Origin of the sequence: Streptomyces flaveus (genome assembly GCF_014647675.1) — a bacterium.
Lineage (GTDB): Bacteria > Actinomycetota > Actinomycetes > Streptomycetales > Streptomycetaceae > Streptomyces > Streptomyces flaveus.
This window is the reverse complement of sequence record NZ_BMPQ01000040.1, coordinates 31,808-57,396: the sequence shown is the minus strand read 5'-3', so window position 1 is coordinate 57,396 and position 25,589 is coordinate 31,808. Positions and strand designations below refer to the sequence as shown.

The window sequence follows — 25,589 nt, the reverse complement described above, 5'->3', positions numbered from 1 at the left end:
CAGACTCGCCCGCTACTGAAAGGGGGGTGGGGGAGAGGCTTGTCACTTCAGGACAAGGGGAGTTCCGGTCCGCGCCGGCTCCCGACGCGACCGTACCCACCGCTGCCGTACCCGCCGATGGCGTCCTCGGCGGCGCAGCGTCACCAGCGTGACGATCGCGCCCGCCAGCACAGAGCACGCCGCCAGCCGCAGCCCGATGTCGTACCCCTCCAGGAACGCGCTGCGCGGATCCGTGCCCGCCCGCAACTCGGAGCGCTCGCGCCGGGTGAGGACGACACCGACCAGTACCACCCCGAACACGCCCGAGACCTCGCGCGCCGCACTCACCAGACCGGTCGCCATGCCCGTACGGGCGTCCGGGACCCGGGCGAGGCAGCGCACCGTCAGCGGAGTGGTGAGCGCCGAACCCGCGCCGATCATCAGCAGCCCCGGCTGAAGATCCCAGTAGCCGGCGTTCGCGCCCGTCCCCGAGACGTACAGCAGACCGGCCGCCACCACGCCGAGCCCCGCCGCGATCGACACATGGGCGCCCAGCACGCGAGCGGCCCGCTCGGCCAGCGGTGTGCAGAGCAGCAGCGCGCCCGCCAGCGGCAGGAAGGCCAGCCCCGCCTTGGTCGGTGAGAAGCCGAGCACCCGCTGGAGATAGAGGGCGGTGAAGAAGAAGACGCCGTTCACGCCGATGCCCCACAGCACCTGCGCGATCACCCCGCCCGTGAGGAACCGGTCGCGCAGCAGCCCGAGTTCGAGGAGGGGGCGACTGGTCCGGGCCTCCGCGAGGAGGAACGCACAGGTGGCGACGGCTGACACACCCAGACACAGCGGTACGGGCGCGGCGCCGAACCCGTGCTCTGTGCCCCGCACCAGCCCGTACGTCAGCAGATAGAGCGCGAGGACGGAGAACAGCACCCCCGGCAGATCGAGCCCGCCGCGCCGGGACGCAGACCCGGCCCCAGACCCAGACTCTTTCGGTCTGGCGGGCACCGCGGGCATCAGCAGCAGAGCGACGATCCCGAAGGGCACGTTCAGCGCGAACACCCAGCCCCAGCTCCACTGTTGGGTGACGAAGCCGCCGACCACAGGCCCCATCGCCAGCGCGACCGCGAGCGCCGCCGTCCACAGGCCGATGGCCATCGACTGCCGTCGCGCGGGCAGATCGGCGGCGACCAGGGCCAGCGACGCCGGGATGATCAGCGCGGCCCCGACCCCCTGCACCGTACGGGCCGCGATCAGTGTGCCACCGCTGTCCGCGACGGCCGCAGCCGCAGACGCCGCCGTGAAGACCACGACCCCCACCGTCAGTACGGACCGGCGCCCGAAGAGATCGGTCAGCCGTCCGCCGGGCAGCAGCAGCGCGCCGAAACTGAGTACGTAACTGCTGGCCACCCACTCCAAGTCCGTGACGCTCAGCCCCAGTTCGCGCTGCACGGTCGGCAGGGCCACGTTGATGACCGTGTTGTCGAGGGTCGTGATGAACCCGGTCAGCGTGATCAGGGAAAGCAGCGCGAACAGCCGTGCACGTCCCACGAATCGGCTCCTTCCGCCGTCACCGGATTGTCGGCGGCGCGGCCTCGCACTGGCTCTGGCCCATGGCATGGAATCGGCGGCCGACTTTGTCAGCGAACTGACAGAACGCGGCAGACGAACTGTCAGTACGTCCCCTAACCCCTCAGCCCGCAGAGGCGGAACCTGGTGCACCGCCTCAACTCGCGCAGCATCAACTCGCGCCGTTCCCCTCACAGTTGGAGTCGCCATGCCGCCCGCCCAGCCAACTGTCGAAGCAACCGAAGCCACCCTTATGACGGACCATCTGCGGCACTGGGCAAGGCACCGGCCGCAGCAACGCGCCCTCAGCCACGTCGACTTCCCCGACACCGCTCCCACGGGACGCCACCGCTCCCTCGGCTGGCGCGCCCTCGACGCCCGGGCCAGAGCCGTCGCCGACCACCTCGTCACGATCGCCTCGCCCGGCGAACGCGCCGCCCTCGTCCTGCCCCAGGGGCTCGACTACGCGGCCGCCTTCCTCGGCTGCCTGTACGCCCGCGTGATCGCCGTACCCCTCTTCGGTCCCGGGATCCCGGGGCACGAAGGAAGACTGGCGGGAGTCCTCGCCGACTGCGAACCCGCCTGCCTGCTCACCGACTCCGCCACGGCATCCTCCGTACGCGCCTTCGTACGGGACCGCGAACTGCCGGACGTGCCGGTCGTCCCTGTCGATCAACTGCCCAGCCGGCGCACCGGATCCGGCCCTGAGGACGAGCCGGGAGCGAGGCCCGAGCCCGGCGACATCGCCTACCTCCAGTACACCTCCGGCTCCACCCGCAGCCCGTCCGGCGTGATGATCAGCCACGCCAATGTCGTCGCCAACGCCCGCCAGGCGATCGACGCGTTCATCGCCGATCCGCGGACCACCACGACGGTCGGCTGGCTGCCGCTCTTCCACGACATGGGCCTGGTCCTCAGCATCGCCGCCCCCGTGGTCGGCGGCTTCCCGTCCGTCCTCATGGACCCCGCCGACTTCCTCCGGGACCCCTCCCGCTGGCTGCGCCTCCTCGGCTCGTACGAGGGGACCGTCAGCGCCGCCCCGAACTTCGCCTACGACTACTGCGTGGCGCGTACGGATCCGGCGCTGGCCGACGAACTGGACCTGGACCGCGTACGCGTGCTCATCAACGGCAGTGAGCCGGTGCGCGCGGGGACGGTGGACCGCTTCCGCGCCAGGTTCGCGCCCGCCGGACTCCACCCGGCCGCGCACTGCCCGGCGTACGGACTGGCGGAGGCCACGGTGTTCGTGACCGCGGACGCTTCGGACGCCGCGCCCTCGACCGTGGCCTGTGATGCCGACGCGCTCGCGGAAGGGCGCGTGGAGGAGGCGCCGGACGCGGCGACGGCGGCTGTGCTCGTCTCGTGCGGGACGCCCGTCGGGCAGGAGGTGCGGATCGTCGGCGCGGACGGTGCGCTGCTCCCGGAAGGGCGGGTCGGCGAGATCCAGGTACGCGGGCCGAACGTCGGGCTCGGCTACTGGAAGCGCGCCGAACTCTCCGCCGAGACCTTCGGCTTCGGCGCGACGGGCGACTGGCTGCGCACCGGCGATCTCGGCTCCCTGCATGAGGGGCAACTCCTCGTCACGGGGCGGCACAAGGACGTGATCATCGTGGACGGGCGCAACCACTACCCCCAGGACATCGAGCAGACCGTACAGACGGCCGTCTCCCTGGTCCGCCGCGACCGGCTCGCCGCGTTCGGGGTCACCCGGCCGGACCGCACGGGCGAGGAACTCGTCGTGATCGCCGAACACCGCCGCGACACCGAACCGACGGCCGAGGACGCCTGGGCAGCTGAACGCACCGCACGCGCCACCGTCTCCACCCGCCACGGCCTGCGCCTGGGCACCCTCCTCCTCGTCCCGCCCGGCTCCGTGCCCCGCACCAGCAGCGGCAAGGTCTCACGCACGGCGACCCGAGCACGGTTCCTGGAGGGAGGGTTCGGCACCCGATGACCGCGTCACGTACGGCGATCCGCGCTCTGGTGACGGAACGGCTCCACACCTGGTACGGCCTCGCCCCCTCCGAACTCCCCGACGACCTGCCCCTCGCCGAAACCGGCCTCACCTCCCGGGACGCGGTAGCACTCACGGCCGCCCTGAGCGAACTGTCCGGCCGCCGCCTCCCGAACACGTTCCTGTGGGACGCGCCGACGATCGACGCGATGGTGATGCGCCTGGCCAAGGAAGCGGGACCGCCGGCCGGTGCCGCCGAGGCGCAAGCCGCGCCCCCGCCGGCGCAGGGCGGCCCGACGCCAGGCGACATGCGGCTCGCGCCGGCCGGCGGCTGGGCGGCGGACGCAGCGACAGCGGACGGTCGCGTGCCCGAGGGCCCAACCACCCGCCACACGCCCGGCGTTGGCGCTCATGCCCCGCACGCCGCGGACCGTGGCAGGGCCCCGACCCCCGTCGCCGTCATCGGCCTCGGCTGTCGCTTCCCCGGCGGGGTCCGCTCGCCCGAGGCGTACTGGCGGCTTCTCTCCGAGGGGCGGGACGCGGTCGGCACGGTTCCGGACGGGCGGTGGGAGCCCTTCGTGCGCGATCCGGCGCGGTTGCCGGACGACGTGAGCCCGCACGGCGCCTTCCTCGGTGGCCTCGACGAGATCGCCGGGTTCGACGCCGAGTTCTTCGGTATCGCCGGGCACGAGGCCGTCGCCATGGACCCCCAGCACCGCATGCTCCTCGAAGTCGCCCGTGAGGCTCTCGACCACGCGGCCCTGCCGGCGCCCGCGCTCGCCGGTACCCGTACCGGTGTCTTCGTCGGCATCAGCGGCAACGAGTACGCCCACCTCACCACCGCCGACCCCGGCGCCGTGGACGCCTGGACGGCCACCGGCGCCTCCCTGAGCATCGCCGCGGGCCGTCTGTCGTACGCCCTCGACCTGCGCGGGCCCAGCATGTCCGTCGACACCGCGTGCTCGTCGTCCCTGGTCGCGGTGCACCATGCGGTACGGAGCCTGGCCAGCGGCGAGAGCGACACGGCGCTCGCCGCCGGGGTGAACCTGCTGCTGAGCCCCGCCGTGACCCTCGGCCTCCAGCGCGCGGGCGCCCTCGCCCCGGACGGCCGGTGCAAGGCGTTCGACGCGGAGGCCGACGGGATCGTACGCGGCGAGGGCTGCGGCGTGGTCGTACTGAAACGCCTCGCCGACGCCGAACGCGACGGCGACCGCGTCCTGGCCGTCATCCACGCGACAGCCGTCAACTCCGACGGCCGCTCCAACGGGCTGACCGCCCCCAACGCCGAAGCCCAACGCGCCCTCCTCGCCGAGGCGCACCAAGCGCACCACGCCCCCACGACCGTCGACTACGTCGAGGCACACGGCACCGGCACCGCCCTCGGTGACCCCATCGAAGCGGGCGCCCTCGGCGCCGTACTCGGCAGGGGCCGCCCCGCCGACCAGCCCCTGCTGATCGGCTCCGCCAAGACGAACCTCGGACACCTGGAAGCCGCGGCGGGCATCGCGGGCCTGATCAAGACCGTCCTTGCGCTGCACCACGGCGAGATCCCCGGCCAGCTCCACTTCACCTGCCAGGGCCCGCACGCCGACCTCGACGCACTCGGCCTGCGCGTGGTCACCGCTCCGGAACCGTGGCCCCGCTACTCGGGCACGGCGACCGCGGGCGTCTCGGCCTTCGGCTTCGGCGGGACGAACGCCCATGTCGTCCTCGCCGAGCCCGAACACAGACCGGCCCGTCGGGCGAGCAGCGCGCCGGAGCGTCCCCGGCTGCTGCTGCTCGACGGGTCAACCAAAGAAAGGGTGCGCGCGTACGCGGCTGAGCTCGCCGCCTGGCTGAACACCCCCGGCAGCCGACGCGTACGCGACGCCGACCTCGCCCGCACCCTCGCCGGCCGCACCGGACGCGGCCGGCACCGCGCGGCCCTCGTCACCCGCGACCGCGCGGAGACCGTCACCGCGCTCACCCGCCTGGCCACCGGCGCCCCGTCCCCGCACCTGATCACGGGGGAGGGGACGCCGGGCGGCACCGGCCCGGTCTGGGTGTTCTCCGGCTACGGCTCCCAGTGGCCCGGCATGGGCAGCCAACTCCTCGCCACGGAAGGGAAGTTCGCCGCCGCCGTCGACCGCCTGGAACCACTGCTCCTTGAACACGCGGGCGTCTCCCTGCGCGCCGGACTCCACCCCGACGCCGTCCTGTCGAGCCCCGCCACCGTCATGCCCGTCCTGTACGGCATCCAGGTCGCCCTCGCCGAACTCTGGCGCTCGTACGGCCTCGAACCCGCCGCCGTCATCGGCCACTCCCTGGGCGAGATCGCCGCGGCGGTCGTCTCCGGAGCTCTCGACGAGGCCACCGGTGCCCGCGTCGTCGCCGTACGCTCCCGGCTGCTGGACCGGCTCACCGGCGGATCCATGGCCGTCGTGGACCTCCCGGCTGCCGAAATACCCGTACTGGCAAGGGAGTTGCGCACACTCGACGTCGCCGTGCACGCCTCGCCGGTGCAGTGCGTGGTCACCGGCTCGGCCGAGGACGTCGCCGCACTGGTCGCCCGGGTGAACGGCGACGGCGGCTTCGCCCGTGCGCTGGGCGTGTCCGCAGCTGGTCACTCGCGCGAAGTCGAGCCGCTGCTGGGTGAGTTCACCCGCGAGCTGGGCGAGATCCGGCCCTCCGCGCAGGCCCCCCGCTGCCGCCGCTACTCCACCGTGCTCGACGACCCCCGCGAGGCCGCGCCCGCCGACACGGCGTACTGGGCGGCCAATCTACGCAACCCCGTCCGCTTCACCCAGGCCGTGCGTGCAGCGGCCGAGGACGGACACCGCGTCTTCGTCGAAGTGTCCCCGCACGCAACGCAGTTGCACCCCCTGACGGAAACCCTGCGCGCGGCCGGCGCAGAGGACTCGCTGGTCACCCCCACCCTGCGCCGCGACACCGACGACGCACTCACCTTCCGCACCTCGCTCGCCACCCTTCTCGTGCACGGCGTACGGACGGCCCGGCCGCGAGAGGTCCTGCACCCCGAGGGCCGCATCGTGGACGTACCGCCGCCGCGCTGGCGGCACCGCCGGTTCTGGGTGGGGGAGGAGACGGCGGTGGATCCGGCCGAGCCCCAGGCCGGGTCCACCGACCGCGCCATGAGCCCCGTCGAACGGCTGCGGCTGTGCGTGGCCGGAGTGATGGGGTACAGCCCCGAACACATCGACCCCGACACGCCGTTGACGAACCTCGGCCTGGACTCGCTCACGGCCGTGCGCATCCGGGCCGTCGTACAGCGGGAGTTCGATGTCGAGGTCGAGCCCGGAGTGCTGCTGAAACAGGGGACTCTGCGGAGGGTCGCCCAACTGCTCGGGGGCGACGTGGACTTGAGGCACCCGGCCCTCCCCGTGCAGGCGCGACCCGTCGCCTCCGATCACCTCCGTGCCTTCCCCGCCACCGGCCCGCACACCCCCCTCTTCCTGGCCCACGCCGCCGGCGGATCCGCCGACGTCTACGCCCGGCTGGCCGCACGCCTCGACGGCGACCGCCCGGTCCACGGCTTCGACCGGCAGCCGGACCCCGACGATGTGCCGGGCCGGGCCGCCGAGTTCGCCCGGCGCATACGGGAGGTCATCCCCAACGGGCCCTGGGTGGTGGGAGGTTGGTCGTACGGCGGTCTCGTCGCCCAGGAAACGGCCCGGCTCCTGCCCCCACACGGCACCGTCTCCGCCCTGGTCCTGCTCGACTCGGTGCTGCCGCTGCCGACCGGGCTCACCGCCACCGAGCGGGCCCTGCGCCACTTCCAGGACTTCGCCGCGTATGTGGAACGCACCTACGGCACCCGCCTCGACCTGCCGTACGACGAACTCGCCGGACTCGACGACACGGGCCGCATCGACCTCGTCCTCAAGGTGCTGGGCGACACCGTCGAACTGCCGGACTCCGTACTGGAGCACCAGCGCACCTCGTATCTGGACCTCCGCAGCGGCGAACGCCACACGCCCGGGCCCCACACCGGCCGCACCCTCCTCTACCGGGCGAGCGAGCCCGCCCCGCACACGGTCCGCGACCCCCGCTACGAGCGCGACGACCAGGCGCTCGGCTGGGACGCCCACTGCACCGACCTCACCGTCGTCCCGCTGCCCGGCCACCACCTGTCACTGCTCGACCCACCGGTCGTCGACGTACTCGCCGGACTGCTGACACGCGATCTGCGGGACTCCTGAAGGAATCCTGAAGGGACTACACCTATGCCGCGTCCGATACCGCGCCTGCAGCGTCGCTGCGCTCTCGCCCTCGCGCTCACAACCTCCCTGCTCGGCACGGGAGTTGTGCTCGCCCCGCAGTCGTCCGCGGCACCCACGGCGGCGACCGCGGCAGACGCGGACGGCGCCGCCATCGTGGGGGAGAACTGGCTGGACGCCCGCACCGTGGACCTCATGGTCGACTCCCCGGCGGTCGGCGCCACCCTGCCCGTACGCGTGATCCTGCCGACGCGTTACGCCGCGCAGCCGAACCGCACCTGGCCCGTCCTCTACCTCCTCCAGGGCGCCCACGACGACTACACCTCCTGGACCCGCGAGACGGACGTCGCCGCCTTCACGGCGGACAAGGACGTCCTCACCGTGATGCCCTCCTCGGGCCCCACCGGCATCCCCACCGACTGGTGGAACAACGGCAGCGCCGACGCACCGGACTACGAGACGTTCCAAGTCGACGAGCTGATGGGGCTGTTGGCGCAGAGATTCAGGGCCGGCACGAAGCGTGCCGTCGCCGGAGTCTCCACCGGCGGCTACGGAGCCCTCGCCTTCGCCGCGCGGCACCCCGGCACCTTCGGGGCGGCGGCCTCGTACAGCGGGATCCTCGACACCACCGCCTTCGGCATGCCCACCGTCCTCAACGCGATCGTCGCCCGCGAACAGTTGCCGCCCCAGACGCTGTGGGGCAGCCCGCTGTTCCAGCGTGACAACTGGACCCGGCACAACCCCTACGCCCAGGCACGGCACCTCAAGGGCACCAAGCTGTATGTCTCCCAGGGCAGCGGACTGCCCAGTGACGATCTCGGCAACATCGAAGGTGCGGTGCTCGAAGGCGTGCTGTGGTCCCAAGCGCACCGATTCGCAAGGCAGTTGGAGGCTCTGAACATCCCGGCGCAGGTGCACTTCTACAACGGCGGAGTGCACAACTGGCCGAACTGGCGGCAGGAGTTCAAGGCCTCGTGGCCGACGCTCGCAGCGGGCCTAGGCCTGCGCTGAACCCTTCAAGGCCCCTCAACACCCGTTCAAGGCCCACAAGGAGGAACCCCCATGGACGCCCTGGCCCATGCCGTGGTGGCGGGAGCCACCCGTGCCGAACTGGAACAGCTTCCCCTGCCCGGTCACTACACCGCCGCCCATCTGAGGGCGGAGGACATCGACAGCTTCACCGGAGTCGCGGACAAGGACGTCCGCAAGTCCATCCACCTCGGCTCCGTACCGATGCCCGAACTCGCCCCGAACGAGGTGCTGGTGGCCGTCATGGCCAGCGGCATCAACTACAACACCGTCTGGTCGGCGATGTTCGAGCCCATCCCGACCTTCACCTTCCTGAAGCACTTCGGCCGCCAGGACCGCTGGGCGGCCCGGCACGACCAGCCGTTCCATGTGATCGGCTCGGACGCGTCCGGGGTCGTCGTGCGCACCGGCTCTGGCGTGCGCAGGTGGCGGGTCGGCGACCAGGTCGTGGTGAGCCCGGTGTACGTCGACGAGGAGGACCCGGCGACCCACGCCGACGGCATGCTCGGCTCGGGCATGCTGGCCTGGGGCTTCGAGACCAACTACGGCGCACTGGCCCACTACTGCGTCGCGCGCACCAGCCAACTCCTGCCCAAGCCAGCCCACTTGACGTGGGAGGAGGCGGCCTCGAACCCGCTGTGCGCGGGCACGGCGTACCGCATGCTCGTCAGCGACCGGGGCGCCCGGATGACGCAGGGCGATGTGGTGCTGATCTGGGGAGCGGCCGGCGGGCTCGGGGCGTACGCCGTCCAACTCGTCCGTAACGGCGGTGGGATCGCCGTCGGCGTCGTCAGCAATGAGCGGAAGGCGGAGTACGCCCGCAGTCTGGGCTGTCACGTGGTCATCAACCGGGAGGAGATCGGTCTCACCAGCAGTGAGGCGCCCGCCGATCCCACGGTGATCGGCAAGCGGCTCGGCAAGCTGATCCGGGCCGCGACGGGCGAGGATCCGCACATCGTCTTCGAGCACGTGGGCCGGGCCACCTTCGGGGTCTCCGTGTTCGTCGTACGGCGTGGTGGCGCGGTCGTGACCTGCGGCTCCAGCACCGGCTACCAGCACGAGTTCGACAACCGCTACCTGTGGATGCGGCTCAAGCGCGTCATCGGCAGCCACGGCTCCAACCTGCAGGAACAGGCCGCCGTCGGCCGCCTCCTGGACCTCGGCCACATCGCCCCCGCGCTCACCGAGACCTACCCTCTCACCGCCACGGCGGAGGCCGCCCGGCTGGTCCAGAACAACGAGCACCTCGGCAAGGTCGGCGTCCTCTCCCTGGCGCCCGCCCCCGGCCTCGGAGTCGGTGACCCCGAGCGCCGGGAACGCCTCATGACTCAGGCGTGAGCGCGTCATACACGCGATACCCGCGCCATCAGACGGGTTGCTCCGCCTTCTCCTCCGTCGTCTTTGGCACCCTCAGCTGCGGTGTCATCGAGAGCTTGTCCGGCTTGACCGTGACGATGGCCTGCGGGCGTGGGGGAGCCGAGGTCAGGGTCAGGCGCCAGCGCTGGACGACGGTGGCCAGGACGATGAGGAGCTCGGTCCAGGCGAACTCCTCGCCGATGCACTTGCGGCGGCCGTCGCCGAAGGCGAGGAACGAGGTGCGGTCGATGCTCTTGGCGCGCTCCGGCTCCCAGCGGTCCGGGTCGAAGGTTTTGGGGTCGGCGTAGACGTCGGGGTCGTGCTGGTGGACGTACGGGCTGTAGACGACGTCCGCGCCCTCGGGGATCGGGTGTCCGTCGAGGACGACCGGGCGCGTGGTGGTGCGCGTGACGAGCCAGGCGGGGCCGTACATGCGCATCGCTTCCTTGAGGACGCTGCGCATGTACGGCAGCGAGCCCACGTCCTCCTGGCGCAGTGGCCGGTCGCCGCACACGGCGTCGAGCTCGTCGTGCAGCCGCCGCTCGATCTCCGCGTTCCGGCTGATCTCGTACAGGGTCCAGGCGAGTGTCGTCCCCGTGGTCTCGATGGCGCCGGTGAGAAGCGTGATCGCCTCGTCCTGGAGCTGCTGGCGTGAGAAAGGGCCCGTCTCGGGGTCGTCGGCGGTGAGGAGGGTGGAGAAGAGGCCGCCCTCGGACGAATTGCCCGTCGAGCCGCCTGTCGAGTCGCCCGTCGAGCTGTCTGTCGGTCCGTCCGTCGAGCTGCCCGCGTGCGCGGGGCAGCCGGCGGGTGGCCCGGCCGACGTGTCCGGCGCCGCGGCCAGTTGGGCGCGGTGATGGTCGATGGCCTGGTCGATGAGCGCCCGCAGGCGCGCGACCCGCTGCTCGTGCGCACGGTTCGCGGGCAGCGGCAGCTTCGTCACCCAGCCAGGCAGGATGGTCTGCCGGATCGTGCCGCGCATGATCGCCGGCATGAGGCTCTGGAACTCCCCCTCGACGTGATCCGGCAGTCCCGAACCGAAGAGCGCCACGAGGAAGGTCGACAGCGTCAGATCGTTCATGTCCTCGTACGTGTCCCGCGCGACCCCCTCCGCCCACGCCTCGGTCGCGGTCCGTACGTGGCTGATCATGACGTCGCCCCGGGTGGCGATGTGTGCCTTGTTGAACATGGGCTGCATCAGCCGCCGGTGCTTCAGGTGCAGGTCCCCGTCGGCGATCGTGGCGAGCCCGTCGCCGAAGAACACCCGCAGCGCATCGATGATCTTGCCGCCCTTGGCGAACGCGTCGACCTCAGTCACCAGCACCCGGCGGGTGACGGCCGGATCGGTGACCACATAGGCGGCGGTAGGTCCTATCAGGATCTTGACGACGCTGCCCTGACTGCGCAGCGAGTCCATGAACTCCAGGGGACGTCTGGCCAGTTGGTGCCCGTGCCCGATCAGGGGCAGGCGACCGGGCGCGGTGGGAGCCGCCGCGGAAGTGCCTGATATGCCGCTCATTGGTACATCTCCTCAAGGTCAACCCGGGGCAGGAGGGGCGATCTTGGAATGCATGCCCGTGTGTCCCATGGCGTATCCGCGCGCTTGTGTCACACCGTCATGAAGGGTCGGGGAGACGGGTAAAGGGATTTGTCGACTCGAACGTCCCAGGTAGGAGCGTGGTGAAAGCCGTATGGATGTGGGCCGGGAGGTTGATAGTCAGGAGATCAGACCCGATAAGGTTCCTTGTGGCGCGGCGAGTTGGCGCGGTAGCACTCCGTTGTCGGCTCGCTGTCCACGCTGCCCGCCGCGCGGTTGACCGCCGCGTGTCGAGTGCGTCCCCGAGCTTCTCCACCCCCCCTGTTCAACCGTGTTGCTTCGAAGGATGCAGATGGAACTTGCCACTCCGCCACCGGCGGCGCGGGCTCCGGTCTCCTGGTACGGCTGGTGGCTGCTGCCCCTGAGCCTGGGCGCCGGGACCGTGGTCGCCGCTTTCGCGGAATCCGATCAGACCCGAATAGCCGCGATCGTCGCCGGGGCTCTGACGACGACGGCAAGTGCCTTCTGCGTACGTTTACTCGTTCGCTCCCAGCACCAACTGCGCCGAAGCGCGGGCGAGTTCAGGACCGCGCAGGCCGAGCACGCCCAGCAGTGGCAGCAGCATGTGGCCGGTCTTGAGCGGAAGTACGCCGCCGACCGCGCGGCCCGCGACGCCCAACTGGGCGAGCAGGCCCAGGCGTACGAGGCGCGGATCGCCGAACAGGCCCAGGCCTGGCAGGTGCAGCTGGACCGCCAGCAGGCCGCCGTGGCGCTGCTCGCCGACACCCAGCTGCCGGACGCGCTGAAGCGGCTGCGCAGCGGTGAGGCCATCGACGACGTGCTGCCCACCGTCAACCAGTACGCGGAGGTCAGCGCCGACCTGCGGGCCGAGTTGCGCAAGGTGCTCAGGACCGCGCTGATCGGCGTGGAGGAGGAGTTCAACCGCTCCACCTCGGCCGAACAGGCCGTCATCAGCATGGGCAGCCGTATCCACGTGCTGACCAGCAAGCTGCGCGGCCGCCTGCACGAGATGCAGGGCGAGCACGGCAGGCTGCCCGCCGTGGCCCAGGGCCTGATGGAACTCGACCAGGAGATCGGCCCCGCCGACTGTCTGGCCGCGAGCATCGGCGTGCTCGGCGGCTCGGACCGGCCCGGCCGGCAGTGGCAGGAGCCGCAGCGGCTGCTCAGCGTGGTCCGCGGCGGCATCGGCCGGATCAAGGACTTCGACCGGGTCCAGGTCCGCCATCTGCCCGAACTCGGCGTCGACGGCGGTCTGGTGGACCACCTCACGCTGATCTTCGCCCACCTTCTCGACAACGGCGCGCGCTACTCGCCGCCCACCGAGCCCGTGGTCGTCTCCGGCAAGGAGGTGCCGAACGGCGTCGGCATCGAGATCCAGGACTCCGGCAAGGGCCTGAACGAGGAGAAGAAGCAGGAGGCGCTCGCGGCGCTCGCGGGCGAAGCGACGGGACCCGGTCTCGGCGGTGTGTCCGAGGACGCCCACCTCGGCCTGCGCGTGGTGGGCGCACTGGCCCGCCGCTACGGCATCAGGGTCACGTTCGCGGACTCGCCCTGGCTCGGCACCTCGGTCGTCGTGGTCGTACCGCACAAGTACTTCAGCCCGCTGCCCACCGCCGTCACGACCCCGGCTCCGGCCGCACAGGTCTCCGCCATGTCCGCGGCGCCGAGCACTGAGGCCGCCGAGGCCGAGCCCGCTCACGCCTCGGCCGAGGAGACCGGGGACGGCTGGGCTGCCGGGGACACCACACCCGGCGGTCTGCCCAGGCGCCGCAGGCGCACGGAGCCGGGAACGGAACCGGGACGGCCGAAGCCGGTCGTACGCGACGAGGCGGCCGCGACATCTGTGAACACGGCCTCGCACGCCGTGCCACCGGACGCGTCCTTCGCCGGCCTGGCCGCCTTCGCCACGGCCGGACGCGAGCCGACCGACGGACCCGGGTCCACCGCGGGACATGAGTCCGACGCGGGACGCGAGTCCACCGAGCACCGCACTGAAGAGAGCGACTAGTCCACATGACGCAACAGGGAACCGATGTGAGCTGGGCGCTCCGCGACCTGGTCGAGAGCATCAAGGAGATCCGCTTCGCCCTGGTGGCCTCCAGCGACGGAAAGGCCATCACCTCCTACGGCGCCGACGACCCCGACGACGTGGACCGGTTCGCCGCCGTGGTGGCGGGACTGCAGGCGCTGGCACAGCCGGTCGCCGGGCAGTTCCCCGCCTACGCCGGGCAGCTGCGCCTCGCGATGATCGAGGTCGACGGCGGCCACCTCTTCGTGGTGCGGGCCGGCGTGGAGACGTACCTCGGAGTCCTCGCCAGGGAGGGCCTCGACCAGGGCCTGCTCGGCCATCAGATGAGGGACCTGGCCCGCAGAATGGGTGAGCTCCTCGGGACCACTCCGCGCCTGGAGGAGCACTCTGGATGAGTGGTCCCAGTCGACCCCTGAACCCGTCCGGTCTGGAGCGCTACTACGTCCTCACAGGCGGCCGCAGCGGACCGGGCGGTTCGGCGTCGAGCCTCGATGTGGCGACCCTCATCATCTCCCGTGCCGCCGCCGTCCCCGGCATGCAGCACGAGCACGAGGAGATCCTCCGGCGCTGCCGCGATCCGCTGTCGGTCGCCGAACTCGGCGCCCACCTCGGATTGCCGTTCAACATTCTCGCGGTGCTCCTGACCGATCTGCTGGCCGCAGGCCGTATCGAAGCCCGTGATCCCATCCCGGCGTCCGGCGCCGGTCGCGGGCCCGACCTCGCGCTCCTTGAGGAGGTACTCAGTGGACTTGAAAGGCTTTGACCATCCCGACCGGCACGCGGCCGACGGCACCCTGCCGGCCGGTGCCCGCTCGGTGAAGGTGATGATCGCCGGCGGATTCGGCACCGGAAAGACCACCATGGTCCGCTCGGTCAGCGACATCAAGCCGCTCACCACGGAGGAGACGCTGACCCAGGCAAGCGCCGGCGTCGACAACCTGATAGGGGTGGCCGACAAGCAGGAGACCACCGTCAGCCTCGACTTCGGCAAGATCGGCATCAACGAGCAGCTGGTGCTGTACCTGTTCGGGACGCCGGGGCAGGAGCGGTTCTGGTTCCTGTGGAACGGCCTGTTCAAGGGCGCGCTCGGCGCCGTCGTCCTGGTCGACACCCGTCGGCTGGCCTCCAGCTTCCGGGCCATCGAGGAGATGGAGCGGCAGAACGTCCCCTTCGTCATCGCCCTCAACGTCTTCCCCGACTCCAAGGACCACCCGGTCGAGGAGATCCGGGACGCCCTGGACATCTCCCCGCACACCCCGATCGTGGCCTGCGACGCCCGCGACCGGGAATCAAGTCGCGACGTACTCATCGCCCTGATACGTCATCTCAAGGAACGCTCTGCCGTCGCTCTGGAGACCCGATGACCGATCAGCCCTCGAACGGTTCGGACGCCCCGCGCGGCTGCCCCGTCGCGCACGGTGGGGGAGACGACTTCACCCGCCTCTACGGGCCCGAGGCGGCGAGCGACCCGCACGGCATCTACGCCAGGCTGCGCAAGGAACACGGGCCGGTCGCACCCGTACTCCTTGAGGGCGACATCCCCGCCTGGCTGGTGCTCGGCTACCGGGAGAACCGACGGGTCCTCGACAACCCCCGTCAGTTCAGCCGCGACGCGCGGATCTGGCGGGACTGGAAGGAGGGCCGCGTCGAGAGCACCTCACCGCTGATCCCGATGCTGGGCTGGCGACCGGACTGCGTGTCCCAGGACGGCGAACCGCACCGCAGGCTGCGCGGCGCCGTCACCGACAACCTGCAGGCCGTGACGGGCCGCGGTATACGTCGCCATGTCACGCACTTCGCGAACAAGCAGATCGACGCCTTCGCGGGCACGGGCAGCGCCGACCTCGTGGCCGAGTACGCCGAGTACCTGCCGATGCTCGTACTCACCAGGATCTACGGACTCCCGGAGGGGGAGGGGCGGCGGCTGGCCGAATCCTCCGCGCAGGTACTCAAGGGCGGCGAGGACGCCGTCCTGCACAACGACCGCATCATGCAGATCCTCGGCGAACTCACCGAGCGCAAGCGCCTGGAACCCGGCTCCGACTTCACCACCGGGCTGCTCGAGCACCACGCCGGCCTCGACGACGACGAGGTCCTCAGCCACCTGCGACTGGTGCTGATCACCGCGCACATCACCACCAGCAACCTCCTCGCCAGGGTGCTGCAACTGGTGCTCACCGACACCACCCGGCTCGCCGGTCTTGTCAGCGGGCAGCTGAACATCTCCGCGGTCGTCGAGGAGGTGATGTGGAACACCCCGCCGCTGGCCGTCCTGCCGGGCCGGTTCGCCGCCGCCGACCTCGAACTCGGCGGACACCAGCTCCAGGAGGGCGACCTGCTGGTGCTCGGCCTGACCGCGGGCAACGTCGACCCGGAGGTCCGGCCCGACGTCGGTATCTCCGTGCACGGCAACCAGTCGCATCTCGCCTTCAGCGGCGGCCCGCACGAGTGCCCGGGGCAGAACATCGGCCAGGCCATCATCGAGACGGCCGTCGACGTCCTGCTGCATCGCCTGCCGGGTCTGCGCCTCGCGGTGGCGCCCGAGGAACTCACGTCGACGGCTTCCACGTGGGAGGCGCGACTGGATCGGCTGCCGGTGGAGTTCACCGCGTAGAAGTCCGTACGGCGGCTTGAGAGTCCGTTCGGCCGGTCACCAACGAGGGTGGCCGGCCGAACCGTTCCCACGTGCCTGTAAGCGCCGTACGTCTCAGACCGCGAGCAAGTCGTCCAGCGACCCCCGGCCCGCCAACTCGGCGGCAGCCGCCGGGCTTTCCTTGTCCGCGGCGTACCGGCCCGAGGTCAGGGCCCACTCGTAGTTGCCGTTGATCCAGTGCTGGATGGCCTCGACGCCCATCCGCACTTCGACCCGCTGATCCTCGTCCAGGCCGAGCTCGTCGCACATCTTCGGTACCTGGGCCTCCAGTTCGAGGTACCCCTCGAGGCAGTCCGTGGTCATCCGGAACGCCTCGTCGGCCGCCTCCTGCCAGCTGCACCGGCGCTCCCGGTGCAGCACGGCTATCAGGTTGTGTCCGTCTCCTCGGCGCTTCTCGCGCTCGAAGGAGTGGATGTCGTTCATGAAGCCGATGGTGTCCGCGGCCAGGTCCCGCATCCCGATCATCAGCGGATGGGCCTGCACCTGCGCCGGAACCTCGAAGCCGCGGCTGCGTTCACCGGCATCGATGCTGTGGTGAATGCCGACCGTACGGCGGCGGAACTCGGCGTACTCCTCAAGACCGAGCGTGCCCTCCAGGCCGCGGGCCGCCAGGTCGACCTCCTCGGTGTGAGCCACGAGGAACCGGCCCCAGGAGGCCGCGAATCGCGTACGCCACGTCAGCGACATGCCCTCCGAAAGGTGCGCCCAGACCTCCGCCCAGGCCACCGTGATCGGGCAGTCCACCCGGGGCGTGCTCCCCGCGGGACGCAGTGGCGTGACGATGAGCTCGCGCGCCACGTCCGCTATCCGGTCGGCGCGGTCCGGCCTGCCGGCGTCGAACTGGTCGTCGAAAAGGAAGGCCAGCGAGAACCAGTTCATGAGGACGACCATGTCCTCGGCCGAGGCGTGCGGATACGTTCGGGCAGCGGCCTGGGGCAGATCCCAGGACCGGTACTCCTCGAAACCCTCTTTGCTGCGGACCAGACGACGGTCCCAGACCCAGCGCAGATGACGCGCCCGGGCGTACTCGAGATGCTCGCTGATGGGGGTGGTGAAGGGGAGGTCGAATTTGACGTCCTGCGGCATTCGCATCCTCTCTTGAAGACGAATCACAGGGCCCCCCACCCTGCGAGCGAGAGATCGGAACCGATCCCCGCTGACTCGAACTGCGCTTCTCGAGACGAAAGTTGACTCGATTACGTTACGAGGCTGCCCTGATCGGAAATGATCTATGCCGTGACCTTCGTGACTTCACCGTGACCTTGGTTACTCTTCAGACGATCTTGGCCAAAAGCCTGCGCCGGCCGGGCAGCGGGTCGTGGACGACTGATTTCGCGGCGCGGGGTACCCGTGGACGACGGGGCGACGGGTGGGAACGCCGCCGCGTTCGGTCCCCGTACGGAGGAGACATGGCACTCGTAGTGGCAGGCGTCGTGGTGCTGGACTGTGCCGAGCCCGAAAAACTCGCCCTGTTCTACAAGGAATTGCTGGAGGCCGAGCAGACGGACGCGTCCGCGAACCGTGTGGAGATCAAGGGTGCCGACGGGATCCGGATGGCGTTCCGCCGGGACATGGCGGCCACTCCGCCGAGCTGGCCGCGCCCCGAGAACTCCCTCCAGGCCCACCTGGACTTCCATGTGGAGGACCTCGACGAGGCGGAGCGCAGGGTCGTGTCACTCGGCGGACGGCCGCTGGAGACCAAGGAAGCGTCCGGCCCTTTCGAGGAGCGGGGATACGCCGATCCGGCCGGCCACTCCTTCACCTTGCGCCGCACACGCGCCACGGCGCCCAAGTCGGGCTGAGCGCCGCCAAGTCGGGCTGAGCGCAGCCGAGTCGGGCCGAACGCAGAGTGGCAGTCAGGCTGAGCGCAGGGCCGCCAGGGCGCGGTCCGCGTGCGCGCTCATCCTGAACTCGCTGCGCACCACCTCGAGTACCTTCCGGTCCTGGGAGATGACGAAGGTGACCCGCTTCGTGGGCGCCATCGTGAAACCGCGCTTCACACCGAACCGCTCCCGGATCGCGCCGTCCGGGTCGGACAGCAGCGGAAACCCGAGCGTGTGCTTCCCGGCGAACTCCTGCTGCCGGTCGACCGGATCGCCGCTGATCCCCACCGGCCGAGCCCCGGCGGCGGCGAACTCGGCGGCCAGATCGCGGAAGTGGCACGCCTCGGCGGTGCAGCCCGGTGTGAGAGCGGCCGGATAGAAGAAGAGGACGACAGGACCCTCGGCCAGGAGCTCGGAGAGCTTCCGGGAGGCGCCGGTCTCGTCGGGCAGCGCGAAGTCCTCGACGGTGTCGCCCACCTCTGGCTGGTTGCTCACAGCTCGTTCTCCTGCCTACCCGGCTTCCGACCGTCGATCCGGAAGCCAACCTTACGCGACGGTAAGGGAGTTCAGTCCCGGCCTCCTTGTTCGCCGGACGGCCACACTCCGGTCCTGCGCTCGATGAACGCGGCACCCGTACGGTCCACGGCGCTGCGAACGACGGCGAAGATGGCCCCCTGGACGGCCGCGGCCAGCAGGATCTCGCCCCAACTCCGCTCCTTGTCCAGCGCGTCGGGAGCGTCGTCCTCGTGCCGGATCGCCTTCCACGTCTTCTGGAAGGCCGTGGTGGCGAGGGTTCCGCTCGTCCAGCCGAGGAGGAAACCGAGGGGCTTGTAGGCGAGGGGCAGCTTCATCTTCTTCTGCTTCTTCGGCATCGCTGACTCCTTGTGTCCTTATGCCTTTGTCAATATGTCGTTGACCGTGTTCTTGTCCGCGCGGGTCAGGGCCGCCCGGCTGCCGGGACCCGCTCGCCCTCGGGCACGGGCCCCGGCGGGGTTCCGTCGCCGAACGGGCGGCCACCGAGTTCCTCGCGGCCATGTGGCGTCAGCCAGCCGGACAGATCGGGGCCGAGCGGCACGATGCGGGTCGGGTTGATGCCCGTGTGGACCTGGTAGTAGTGCCGCTTGATGTGGTCGAAGTCGACGGTGTCGCCGAAGCCGGGCGTCTGGTAGAGATCGCGGACATACGCCCACAGCACCTCATCCTCCGTCAACTTCCAGCGGTTGCACTTGAAGTGGCCGTGATAGACGGCGTCGAAGCGGACCAGCGTGGTGAACAGCCGGATGTCCGCCTCCGTGATCGTGCCGCCGACCAGGTAGCGCCGGCGGGCGAGCCGCGCCGACAGCAGCTCCAGCCGCCGGAAGAGCCGCTCACAGGCCGCCGCGTACTCCTCCTGCTCGGTGGCGAAGCCGGCCCGGTACACCCCGTTGTTGACGTCCTCGTACACCTCCTCCATGATCTCGTCGATCTCGTCGCGCAGCCGGGCCGGATACAGGTCCGGCGCCCCCTCCCGGTGCAGGGCCGTCCACTCGGTGGCCAGGTCCAGGGTGATCTGCTGGAAGTCGTTGGTGACCAGGCGGCCGCTGGGCACGTCCACGATCGCGGGGACGCTGACGCCGCCCGGATAGTCCGTCTCGCGTGCGTCGTACGCCTCGCTGAGGAAGCGGATGCCGAGCACGGGGTCGCGGCCGTCCGGATCCAGCGTGAAACGCCAGCTGCGGTCGTCCTGGATGGGGTCGGCGATGGCCAGCGACAGGGCGTCCTCAAGGCCCAGCAGTCGCCGGGAGATCACCGCGCGGCTCGCCCAGGGGCAGGCCCGGCTGACGACCAGCCGGTAGCGTCCGGCCTCGAGTGGCCAGCCCTCCCGGGCGTCCGCCGTGATGCGGTCCGTGAAGTGGCTCTTGGACCGCTTGAACGATTTCCTGCCGTACGCCTCGTTACCGTCGGTGTCGCTCATGGCTGCTGTCCCTTCTGTCCTTCCTGAGGTGTGCGCCGACCTGCCCTGATGACAGGAGTTCCCCGAATTCGGCGCTCACCTCCGTGTGAGGGCGCCCGACTGGGGCAATCGGCCGAAGTGAGCCGTAAGCCGTTGACCACCTCGGACCGCAGGACCCGTGTCACCGTGCTGGTGGCGCTGGCCGCGAACGTCGTGATCGCCGTGGCCAAGACGGTGGGCGGCCTGGTCGCGGGCTCGCCCGCACTGCTGTCGGAGGCGGCGCACTCCGTGGCCGACAGCATGAACGAGGTGTTCCTCCTCGCCGCCCTGCGCCGCAGCCGGCGTCCCGCCGACAGCCGCCATCCCTTCGGCTACGGCAAGGAACGCTTCTTCTGGTCGCTCCTGGCAGCCGTCGGCATCTTCGTGATGGGCGGCTGCTTCTCCTTCTTCCAGGCCTTCGAAGCCCTGCGCAGGGGCGCGGCGGAGTCGTACGACGGCTACGTGGCGGGGCTCGTCGTCCTCGGGGTCGCCCTCGTCTCCGAGGGGATCTCCCTGCTGCGGGCCCTGCACCAGGTGCGGATCCAGGGCGGCGCCTCCGGGGCACGTGACCCGGCGCTGCGGACGGTCGTGGCCGAGGACGGCACCGCCGTGCTCGGCGTGACCCTCGCGATCGCCGGGATGGCGCTCCACATGGCCACCGGCCAGGTCGTCTGGGAGGCACTGGCCTCGTGCGCCATCGGAACGCTGCTCGTGTACGTGGCGTACCGCCTGGGCCGCGACGCCCGCGACCAGCTGATCGGCCGGGCTGCGGACCCCGAGCAGAGCCGCCGTATCCGTGCCCTGCTTCAGGCGCAGCCGGAGATCGACTCCGTGGAGTCCCTGCTGACGATGGAGCTGGGCCTGGACTCGACCCTGGTGGCCGCCCGGATCGACCTGACCCCCGGCCTGGACAGCGAAGAGGTCGAACTGGTCGCCGAACGCATCAAGCGGACCGTGTCCTACGCGATCCCGGAGGCCGACCAGATCTTCCTCGACATCACGGACGCACTGACCGCGAAGCGAACCGCCCGCCGTCAGCCACGAGGCAGTTGACCTGCGGGTTCGCCCCCGTCCCGGACAGCGGGCGACCCCGCCGCGACGGGGGAGCGCGGCGGGGCCTGAGGGTCGTGTGCCCGGCGCACGGCGCTTCATGCCTACTGGATCGAAGGAACCGGTAGGGCCTGCCGAGCACCGTGGCTACAGGATCAGTTGTCGACCGGTTCCAGTACGAAGACCGGGATCTCGCGGTCCGTCTTCTTCTGGTAGTCGGCGTAGGGCGGGTATGCCGCGACGGCGCGCTCCCACCACACCGCCTTTTCCTCGCCGGCCACTTCGCGTGCCGTCATGTCCTTGACGACTGTGCCGTCCCGGAGCTCCAGGTGGGGGTCGGCCTTGACGTTGTAGTACCAGACCGGGTGTTTGGGGGCGCCGCCGAGGGAGGCGACGGCGGCGTACGTGCCCTCGTGTTCCACGCGCATGACGGGTGTCTTGCGCAGCTTGCCGCTCTTGGCGCCTCGGGTGGTCATCAGGACCACGGGCATTCCCGTGTCCATCAACGTCGTCCCCTGCGTCCCGCCGGAGCTCTCGATCAACTCCACCTGCTCACGTACCCACCCCGAAGGGCTGGGCTCGTACTCACCTTCAAGAGGCATGCCATCGTTCCCATCGTCGTATGCGTGGTGAACCACCACGGAGGCGCACTCACCACTTACTACCCCACAGCACCCGGTGAAACGAACGGCTCAGAACGGATAGTGCGCGTGCTGCGTAGCCAGCGTCACCCACCGGGTGTTGCTGAACGCCTCGATGCCCCAGCGCCCGCCGAACCGGCCGTATCCGCTGGCCTTGAAGCCGCCGAAGGGAGCGTTCGGCTCATCGGCCACGGACTGGTCGTTGACGTGCACGATGCCGGTACGGATCCGGCGGGCGACCTTCAGCCCGTGGGTGCCGTTCTCGGTGATGATGCCGCACGTCAGCCCGTGCTCGGTGGCGTTGGCGAAGTCGATCGCCTCGTCGTCCGTGGCGAACGTGCTGATCACGGCGACCGGGCCGAAGGCCTCGCCGTGGTACAGCTCGGCGTTCTCCGGCAGATCGGTGAGTACGGTCGCCGGGTGTACGGCACCCTCGGGAGCCGTACCGCCGGTCAGTACGGTGGCGCCCTTGGCGACGGCGTCCTCGACCAGCGCGGCGACCCGGCGGGCGGCGTCCGGGGTGACGAGCGGGCCGACCACCGTGTACGGGTTGGCAGGGTCGCCGGACGCGAGCGACTCGGTCTTCGCGACGAACTTGGCCGTGAACTCCTCGGCGAGGCTCTCGTGGACGAGGAGCCGGTCGGCCGACATGCAGATCTGGCCGGCGTTCATGAACACGGAGAAGACGGCGGCGTCGACCGCGTAGTCGACATCGGCGTCCGCGAGCACGATCACGGAGTTCTTGCCGCCGAGTTCGAGGACCGCGGGCTTGAGGTGCCGGGCCGCGTGGACGCCGATGATGCGGCCGACGCCGGTGGAACCGGTGAAGTTGACCGACCGTACACGCGGGTCGGCGATCAGCGCCTCGGCGACCGTGGCCGCGTCCTCGGGGGCGTTGGTGATCACGTTCAGTACGCCGTCGGGCAGGCCCGCGTCCCGCAGGACGTCCGCGACGAAGAGACCGCAGGCCAGCGGCGCGTCCTCGCTCGGCTTCATCACCACGGTGTTGCCCGCGGCGAGCGGGGCGGCCACGGCGCGGACGCCGAGGATGACGGGCGCATTCCACGGCGAGAACGCCGCCACGACGCCGACGGGCTCCCGGACCGCGAGGCCGAGCGCGCCCTCCGTCTGGGCGTTCAGCACCTCGCCGCGCGGGGCGGTCACCGCGCCGGCGACCTCACGGAGCATGTTCGCGGCGAGGCCGACGTTGAACATGGCCCAGGGCCGGGTCCCGCCGACCTCGCCCGCCATCGTCCGTACGGCGTCCTCGACGCGGGACTCCAGCAGGTCGGCCGCGTCGAGGAAGATCTTGCGCCGGACCACCGGGCTGGTCGCGGCCCAGCCGGCGAACGCGGCATCCGCGGCGTCCACGGCGCGCGTGACATCCTCGACGCCGGCCGCGGCGACCGTGGCGTACACCTGGGAGCTGTACGGATTCACGTCCTCAGCGGTACGGCCGGAGGCGGCGGGCAGGTCCTTGCCGCCGATCAGCAGATCACGATGGAGGGTCATGGGGGCTCTTCCCGTCGTGCGGGGCAAGACGACCAGGCCCCCGAGGCTCAGCCGTTTGTCCGCCTGGTGAACATTTCTTCGTTGAATGTTGGATTGATTCTGCAGCGTGCCATGGTCGCAGTCAATCGGCGACGTTGATCAACCGTGCGCCGGACCCCCGGTCTGTCGAGCACGGTTTCCAGGGTGCCTGATCCAGCCCGGAAACCCTTCCTCCACGTCGGCGTCCGCGCTGCCGGAGTCGCCGGGCTGCTGACTCACTCGCGGACGTAGCCGTCGTCGCCCGGCGTCGACACCTGCACATCCCGGCGCACGATGCTCAACCGGTCACCGAAGCCCGAACGGGCCTTCTCCAGACCGCGGTCGGTGTACTCGATCACCACGACCCGGTCGTCGAAGGCCTCCGCGTACGCGCCGCACTCGTCGTACGCACCGCACTCCTCCGCCACCGCGAAGTCCAGCCCCGTACGGGACCTGAGGCCGACCAGCTCCACGGTGTTCTTCTGCGCGACGGCCAGGCCGCGGGCGTGCGCGTGTGACGAGAGCAGCTTGATGAACGACATGGCGTCGTCCGCGGTGAGCAGGCCTCGGGAACGGGTGTAGCTGTCGTAGTTGTCCGGCTCGACGGCGTCGTACCCCTTGGCCGCACAGTTGTCGACCCACTGGTTGATCCGGACGGCGATACGCTTCCGTTTCGCCGGCGTGCCGATGTCGAGCAGCGCCTCGTCCCAGTCGCCGTCCATCACGACCGCACCCTTCTTGTCGCGCAGCAGCAGGTCGGCGGGCCAGTCGTCCCGTGCGTCCGGCTGGGCCTGGAAGGCGTTGACGTAACAGATGTTGTAGAGGCCCGGAGCGGGGTCCGCCGCACGGTCGCGGGCGATGACACGGACGCCGGACGGCGGGGGATAGGCGCCGCCGATCTGGTAGTCGAAGCCGGCGTTCCGGGGCGGCAGCCGAACCTTCCCGGGCTTCGGCGGTGCGGCGCTGTCGCCCGTGTCCTCGCCGGACCCGGACGTACAGGCGGCCAGCGTCACAAGGGCGACCAGGACAGCGGCAACGCGCTTGACGGGCATGCCTGTTCGGTCCATCGGAAGTCCTGCGCGCCTCGACACGCGAGGATCAAAGCCAGCGGGCAACGCACACGTCAAGTTGGCACAGCAGCGGCCCGTCTCAGACCCGGTTACCGTTTCGGGAGGTCGCCGCCCGTTGTTCCCGTACGGATGCAAGGAGAGCCGTGAGCAGCACCCCGGACAAGCCGCTCGTGATCCTGCGCGCCGCCCCCCACCCCACCGACCGCATCTTCACGCCGGACGCGCTCACCCGGCTGCACGACCGCTTCACCGTCATCGAACCGGACTCCGAAGCGGCCCTCGACGACGCCCTGCCCGATGCTTTCGCCGTGGTCGGGCAGCCCGAGCTGCCGGCCGAACGGCTCGCCCGGGCAGGGAAGTTGAGGGCCGTACTCAACGTCGAGGGCAACTTCTACCCGCACGTCGACTACGACTCCTGCTTCGAGCGCGGCATCCACCTCCTCAACTGCGGCCCCGCGTACGCCCAGGCCGTCGCCGAGTACGCACTCGGGCTCGCCCTCGACCTGGCGCGCGGCATCAGCCGCGAGGACCGCGCCTTCCGCGCCGGACGGGAGCGGTACGTGTACGAGGGCAACGCCGACGCCGTACTCCTACAGGGCTCGGACATCGGCCTGATCGGCTTCGGCCAACTCGGCCGTGCCCTCCACCCGCTGCTGGCGGCCTTCCGCCCGACCCTTCGGGTGTACGACCCCTGGCTGCCGCCCGCCGTCCTGCGCGAGCAGGGCCTTGTGCCCGCCACGCTGGACGAGACCCTGACCCGCAGCTGGTTCGTGTTCGTGCTGGCCACCGTCACCGACGAGAGCCGCCATCTGCTCGGCGAGCGTGAACTGGACCTGCTGCCGGACGGTGCCCGGCTCATGCTCATCAGCCGGGCACCTGTCGTCGACTTCCCGGCTCTGCTCGCGCGGGTCGCCGAGGGCCGGCTGCTGGCGGGTATCGACGTCTGGCCCGAGGAACCCGTCGCCGCCGACGACCCCGCTCGCGGCCTGGAAGGGCTGGTGCTCTCCGCCCACCGCGCGGGCGGCATCCCGGAGGCGTTCTGGACCATCGGCGACATGGTGGTCGACGACCTGACCCTGATCGCCCGGGGCCTGCCGCCCGCCCGAATGCAGGTCGCCGCGCGCGAACTCGTCGGCCGCTACCGCAACCGTCCCGTCAGCTGAAGGAC

At 70.6% G+C, this 25,589-nt stretch carries 21 protein-coding genes; 12 read left to right on the top strand and 9 right to left on the bottom strand.

Features of this window, described 5'->3' with window-relative positions:
* Window positions 1-42: 42 nt before the first annotated feature.
* On the bottom strand, window positions 43-1,524 hold the full coding sequence (locus IEZ21_RS41755) for an MFS transporter (RefSeq protein WP_051744451.1): 1,482 nt from the start codon (window positions 1,522-1,524) through the stop codon (window positions 43-45).
* A 271-nt stretch (window positions 1,525-1,795) separates the two neighbouring features.
* Between IEZ21_RS41755 and IEZ21_RS41750 the strand changes: the two genes are divergently transcribed.
* Genes IEZ21_RS41750 through ccrA form a run of 4 tightly spaced genes read left to right on the top strand, consistent with a single transcriptional unit; the run spans window position 1,796 to window position 10,080 of the window.
* A complete protein-coding gene (locus IEZ21_RS41750) occupies window positions 1,796-3,496 on the top strand; it encodes a fatty acyl-AMP ligase (RefSeq protein ID WP_246568743.1) in 1,701 nt (566 codons plus the stop codon).
* Window positions 3,493-7,695, top strand: coding sequence for a type I polyketide synthase (locus tag IEZ21_RS41745; protein WP_189327039.1), 4,203 nt, complete (start codon window positions 3,493-3,495; stop codon window positions 7,693-7,695). Before IEZ21_RS41750 ends, IEZ21_RS41745 begins: the two co-directional genes overlap by 4 nt.
* Window positions 7,696-7,719: 24 nt before the next feature.
* Window positions 7,720-8,724, top strand: coding sequence for an alpha/beta hydrolase (locus tag IEZ21_RS41740; RefSeq protein ID WP_189327038.1), 1,005 nt, complete (start codon window positions 7,720-7,722; stop codon window positions 8,722-8,724).
* A 51-nt stretch (window positions 8,725-8,775) separates the two neighbouring features.
* Window positions 8,776-10,080 (top strand): crotonyl-CoA carboxylase/reductase, encoded by a 1,305-nt coding sequence (gene ccrA, locus IEZ21_RS41735; RefSeq protein ID WP_189327037.1) that lies wholly within the window; start codon window positions 8,776-8,778, stop codon window positions 10,078-10,080.
* A 28-nt stretch (window positions 10,081-10,108) separates the two neighbouring features.
* Here the strand turns inward: ccrA and IEZ21_RS41730 are convergent, their stop codons facing one another.
* Complete coding sequence (locus tag IEZ21_RS41730; RefSeq protein ID WP_189327036.1) at window positions 10,109-11,614, bottom strand: cytochrome P450; 1,506 nt, start codon at window positions 11,612-11,614, stop codon at window positions 10,109-10,111.
* Window positions 11,615-11,984: 370 nt separating this feature from the next.
* Here IEZ21_RS41730 and IEZ21_RS41725 point away from each other — a divergent pair, with 370 nt between their 5' ends.
* From IEZ21_RS41725 to IEZ21_RS41705, 5 genes are read left to right on the top strand one after another with little or no spacing between them, the layout of a single operon-like run.
* Complete coding sequence (locus IEZ21_RS41725) at window positions 11,985-13,661, top strand: ATP-binding protein (protein ID WP_189327035.1); 1,677 nt, start codon at window positions 11,985-11,987, stop codon at window positions 13,659-13,661.
* Between the two features lie 5 nt (window positions 13,662-13,666).
* On the top strand, window positions 13,667-14,077 hold the full coding sequence (locus tag IEZ21_RS41720) for a roadblock/LC7 domain-containing protein (protein ID WP_033319016.1): 411 nt from the start codon (window positions 13,667-13,669) through the stop codon (window positions 14,075-14,077).
* Window positions 14,074-14,445, top strand: coding sequence for a DUF742 domain-containing protein (locus IEZ21_RS41715; RefSeq protein WP_033319015.1), 372 nt, complete (start codon window positions 14,074-14,076; stop codon window positions 14,443-14,445). The genes IEZ21_RS41720 and IEZ21_RS41715 overlap by 4 nt, the downstream gene beginning before the upstream one ends.
* Window positions 14,426-15,046: a GTP-binding protein gene (locus IEZ21_RS41710; protein WP_189327034.1), complete on the top strand. Its 621-nt coding sequence runs from the start codon at window positions 14,426-14,428 to the stop codon at window positions 15,044-15,046. The genes IEZ21_RS41715 and IEZ21_RS41710 overlap by 20 nt, the downstream gene beginning before the upstream one ends.
* Entirely contained in the window at window positions 15,043-16,296 is a 1,254-nt protein-coding gene (locus IEZ21_RS41705; protein WP_189327033.1) for a cytochrome P450, read from the top strand. Before IEZ21_RS41710 ends, IEZ21_RS41705 begins: the two co-directional genes overlap by 4 nt.
* A 93-nt stretch (window positions 16,297-16,389) precedes the next feature.
* Here the strand turns inward: IEZ21_RS41705 and IEZ21_RS41700 are convergent, their stop codons facing one another.
* Window positions 16,390-17,421: a 7-epi-alpha-eudesmol synthase gene (locus IEZ21_RS41700; RefSeq protein ID WP_189327032.1), complete on the bottom strand. Its 1,032-nt coding sequence runs from the start codon at window positions 17,419-17,421 to the stop codon at window positions 16,390-16,392.
* Between the two features lie 323 nt (window positions 17,422-17,744).
* Between IEZ21_RS41700 and IEZ21_RS41695 the strand changes: the two genes are divergently transcribed.
* On the top strand, window positions 17,745-18,137 hold the full coding sequence (locus IEZ21_RS41695; protein ID WP_189327031.1) for a VOC family protein: 393 nt from the start codon (window positions 17,745-17,747) through the stop codon (window positions 18,135-18,137).
* A 54-nt stretch (window positions 18,138-18,191) separates the two neighbouring features.
* On the opposite strand, the gene IEZ21_RS41690 is transcribed toward IEZ21_RS41695, so the two are convergent.
* From IEZ21_RS41690 to IEZ21_RS41680, 3 genes are all read right to left on the bottom strand, one after another.
* Window positions 18,192-18,653 carry a peroxiredoxin gene (locus IEZ21_RS41690; RefSeq protein ID WP_033319010.1) on the bottom strand — a complete coding sequence of 154 codons (462 nt, stop codon included), beginning with the start codon at window positions 18,651-18,653 and terminating at the stop codon, window positions 18,192-18,194.
* A 71-nt stretch (window positions 18,654-18,724) separates the two neighbouring features.
* Window positions 18,725-19,030 carry a DUF4235 domain-containing protein gene (locus IEZ21_RS41685; RefSeq protein ID WP_033319009.1) on the bottom strand — a complete coding sequence of 102 codons (306 nt, stop codon included), beginning with the start codon at window positions 19,028-19,030 and terminating at the stop codon, window positions 18,725-18,727.
* Window positions 19,031-19,095: 65 nt separating this feature from the next.
* Window positions 19,096-20,112, bottom strand: coding sequence for a glutathione S-transferase family protein (locus IEZ21_RS41680; RefSeq protein ID WP_189327030.1), 1,017 nt, complete (start codon window positions 20,110-20,112; stop codon window positions 19,096-19,098).
* Window positions 20,113-20,244: 132 nt separating this feature from the next.
* Here IEZ21_RS41680 and IEZ21_RS41675 point away from each other — a divergent pair, with 132 nt between their 5' ends.
* On the top strand, window positions 20,245-21,183 hold the full coding sequence (locus IEZ21_RS41675) for a cation diffusion facilitator family transporter (RefSeq protein WP_246568741.1): 939 nt from the start codon (window positions 20,245-20,247) through the stop codon (window positions 21,181-21,183).
* A 152-nt stretch (window positions 21,184-21,335) separates the two neighbouring features.
* On the opposite strand, the gene IEZ21_RS41670 is transcribed toward IEZ21_RS41675, so the two are convergent.
* From IEZ21_RS41670 to IEZ21_RS41660, 3 genes are all read right to left on the bottom strand, one after another.
* Window positions 21,336-21,782 carry a nitroreductase family deazaflavin-dependent oxidoreductase gene (locus IEZ21_RS41670; RefSeq protein WP_189327028.1) on the bottom strand — a complete coding sequence of 149 codons (447 nt, stop codon included), beginning with the start codon at window positions 21,780-21,782 and terminating at the stop codon, window positions 21,336-21,338.
* A 90-nt stretch (window positions 21,783-21,872) separates the two neighbouring features.
* Window positions 21,873-23,333: an aldehyde dehydrogenase family protein gene (locus IEZ21_RS41665; RefSeq protein ID WP_189327027.1), complete on the bottom strand. Its 1,461-nt coding sequence runs from the start codon at window positions 23,331-23,333 to the stop codon at window positions 21,873-21,875.
* Between the two features lie 254 nt (window positions 23,334-23,587).
* A complete protein-coding gene (locus IEZ21_RS41660; RefSeq protein WP_189327026.1) occupies window positions 23,588-24,418 on the bottom strand; it encodes an endo alpha-1,4 polygalactosaminidase in 831 nt (276 codons plus the stop codon).
* 146 nt (window positions 24,419-24,564) lie between these two features.
* Here IEZ21_RS41660 and IEZ21_RS41655 point away from each other — a divergent pair, with 146 nt between their 5' ends.
* The gene (locus tag IEZ21_RS41655; protein WP_189327025.1) at window positions 24,565-25,584 is read left to right on the top strand and encodes an NAD(P)-dependent oxidoreductase; all 1,020 of its coding nucleotides are present in this window, start codon (window positions 24,565-24,567) and stop codon (window positions 25,582-25,584) included.
* The last annotated feature ends 5 nt before the right edge of the window (window positions 25,585-25,589 follow it).

Excerpts from the sequence above, each read along its gene's own strand:
- IEZ21_RS41750 (WP_246568743.1), top strand. The coding sequence starts at position 1,796 with ATGACGGACCATCTGCGGCACTGGGCAAGGCACCGGCCGCAGCAACGC.
- IEZ21_RS41745 (WP_189327039.1), top strand. The coding sequence starts at position 3,493 with ATGACCGCGTCACGTACGGCGATCCGCGCTCTGGTGACGGAACGGCTC.
- IEZ21_RS41740 (WP_189327038.1), top strand. The coding sequence starts at position 7,720 with ATGCCGCGTCCGATACCGCGCCTGCAGCGTCGCTGCGCTCTCGCCCTC.
- ccrA (WP_189327037.1), top strand. The coding sequence starts at position 8,776 with ATGGACGCCCTGGCCCATGCCGTGGTGGCGGGAGCCACCCGTGCCGAA.
- IEZ21_RS41730 (WP_189327036.1), bottom strand. The coding sequence starts at position 11,614 with ATGAGCGGCATATCAGGCACTTCCGCGGCGGCTCCCACCGCGCCCGGT.
- IEZ21_RS41725 (WP_189327035.1), top strand. The coding sequence starts at position 11,985 with ATGGAACTTGCCACTCCGCCACCGGCGGCGCGGGCTCCGGTCTCCTGG.
- IEZ21_RS41720 (WP_033319016.1), top strand. The coding sequence starts at position 13,667 with ATGACGCAACAGGGAACCGATGTGAGCTGGGCGCTCCGCGACCTGGTC.
- IEZ21_RS41715 (WP_033319015.1), top strand. The coding sequence starts at position 14,074 with ATGAGTGGTCCCAGTCGACCCCTGAACCCGTCCGGTCTGGAGCGCTAC.
- IEZ21_RS41705 (WP_189327033.1), top strand. The coding sequence starts at position 15,043 with ATGACCGATCAGCCCTCGAACGGTTCGGACGCCCCGCGCGGCTGCCCC.
- IEZ21_RS41700 (WP_189327032.1), bottom strand. The coding sequence starts at position 17,421 with ATGCCGCAGGACGTCAAATTCGACCTCCCCTTCACCACCCCCATCAGC.
- IEZ21_RS41695 (WP_189327031.1), top strand. The coding sequence starts at position 17,745 with ATGGCACTCGTAGTGGCAGGCGTCGTGGTGCTGGACTGTGCCGAGCCC.
- IEZ21_RS41685 (WP_033319009.1), bottom strand. The coding sequence starts at position 19,030 with ATGCCGAAGAAGCAGAAGAAGATGAAGCTGCCCCTCGCCTACAAGCCC.
- IEZ21_RS41680 (WP_189327030.1), bottom strand. The coding sequence starts at position 20,112 with ATGAGCGACACCGACGGTAACGAGGCGTACGGCAGGAAATCGTTCAAG.
- IEZ21_RS41670 (WP_189327028.1), bottom strand. The coding sequence starts at position 21,782 with ATGCCTCTTGAAGGTGAGTACGAGCCCAGCCCTTCGGGGTGGGTACGT.
- IEZ21_RS41665 (WP_189327027.1), bottom strand. The coding sequence starts at position 23,333 with ATGACCCTCCATCGTGATCTGCTGATCGGCGGCAAGGACCTGCCCGCC.
- IEZ21_RS41660 (WP_189327026.1), bottom strand. The coding sequence starts at position 24,418 with ATGGACCGAACAGGCATGCCCGTCAAGCGCGTTGCCGCTGTCCTGGTC.